Origin of the sequence: Bifidobacterium jacchi (assembly GCF_009078285.1) — a bacterium.
Classification (GTDB): Bacteria; Actinomycetota; Actinomycetes; order Actinomycetales; family Bifidobacteriaceae; genus Bifidobacterium; species Bifidobacterium jacchi.
The window spans coordinates 1-1378 of record NZ_RQSP01000095.1 but is presented as its reverse complement, the minus strand read 5'-3'; the positions used below and the strand labels follow the sequence as shown (position 1 = coordinate 1378).

Sequence of the window (1378 nt, the reverse complement as noted above, 5' to 3'; positions counted from 1 at the left end):
ACCGGCCCCGCAAAACACTCGACTACAGGAAACCATCCGAGAGGATGCTCGAACTCATCAACGCCGCAGATAAGGCCCGATTTTTTGCGCACTTTGGTTTGGGCTTGAGATGGAAGGGCATGGCCCGTGTCCTGTGTACGATTTTCTGTCGCCAAACAAAACAAATCGCGATTGGAAAGAGGGCACGTAGCCATGTCACAGCAGATTCTACAGGTCGACCAGGCCATGTTGGAGACCACCCTGGACCGGATGGTCCGCAAAAGCGTCGAGGAGACCCTGAACGCGATGCTGGACGCCGAGGCCGACGAGATCACGGGCGCCGCCCGTTACGAGCGCAGCGGGGATCGGAAGGCGTACCGCGCCGGCCATTACGAGCGGGATCTGACCGTCAAGGCCGGCAAGATGAGCCTGAAGGTGCCGAAGCTCAAGGGCGCAGTGTTCGAGTCGGCCGTGATCGAACGCTACCGGCGGCGAGAGGAAAGCGTCGAGGAGGCGTTGATCGACATGTATCTGGCCGGCGTGAGCACGCGTCAGGTCGATGACGTCAGCCAGCTCCTGTGGGGCGACCGCATGCCCTCGCAGACCCTGAGCGACAAGCTCAAGCGCATCTACGCCGAAATCGACGAATGGCGGGAGCGCCCGCTGGTGCAGGAGTACGCGTACGTGTTCATGGACGGCGTGTGGCACAAGCGCTGTTGGGGCGGCTCGGTGGAGAGCGTGAGCGTGCTGGTCGCCATCGGCGTCGGCATGGACGGCCACAGGGAGGTGCTGTCCGTGGCCGAGGGCATGAAGGAGGACGCGGAAAGCTGGCGTGGATTCATCACCGGCATGCTCGCGCGTGGGTTGAAGGGCGTGCGGTTGGTGACGGGCGACCGGTGCGCGGGACTCGTGGCCGCCGTGAACGAATTGCTGCCGGAGGCCCGCTATCAGCGGTGCATGGTGCACTTCGAACGCAATGTCCTCGCCAAGGTCAACCCCAAAAACCGGGAGTGGGCGGCGGACGCGCTCAAGGCCGTGTTCGGCATGGAATCGCGCGACAAGGCGCTGGAGAAGGCGGAATCCGTTGCCAAGGAAATGGAATCACGCAAGCTCAGGGAGGCTGCCAAATGCCTGCGCGAGGGCATCGGGGAGACGACGACCTACCTGCTCGACGACTATCCGAGGGAGCATCGCCGGCGGATCCGTACGAACAACATGATCGAACGGCTGAACCGCGAGATCAGGCGACGCACGCGCGTGGTCGGCTCGTTCCCGGACGGCAGGAGCGCGTTGATGCTCGTCTGCGCGCGCGTCCGCTACGTGACCTCCAGCGAGTGGTCGACGCGCCGCTACCTCGACATGTCCCGGCTCGGTGAGACCATACCAGCAGCGGACTGAT

1 protein-coding gene is annotated in these 1378 nt (G+C 63.6%); it reads left to right on the top strand.

Annotation, left to right across the window (positions count from 1 at the left end; genetic code table 11):
* Window positions 1-192 precede the first annotated feature (192 nt).
* Window positions 193-1377, top strand: a complete 1185-nt coding sequence (locus EHS19_RS10455; protein ID WP_151917697.1) for an IS256 family transposase — start codon at window positions 193-195, stop codon at window positions 1375-1377.
* Window position 1378: the final 1 nt, after the last annotated feature.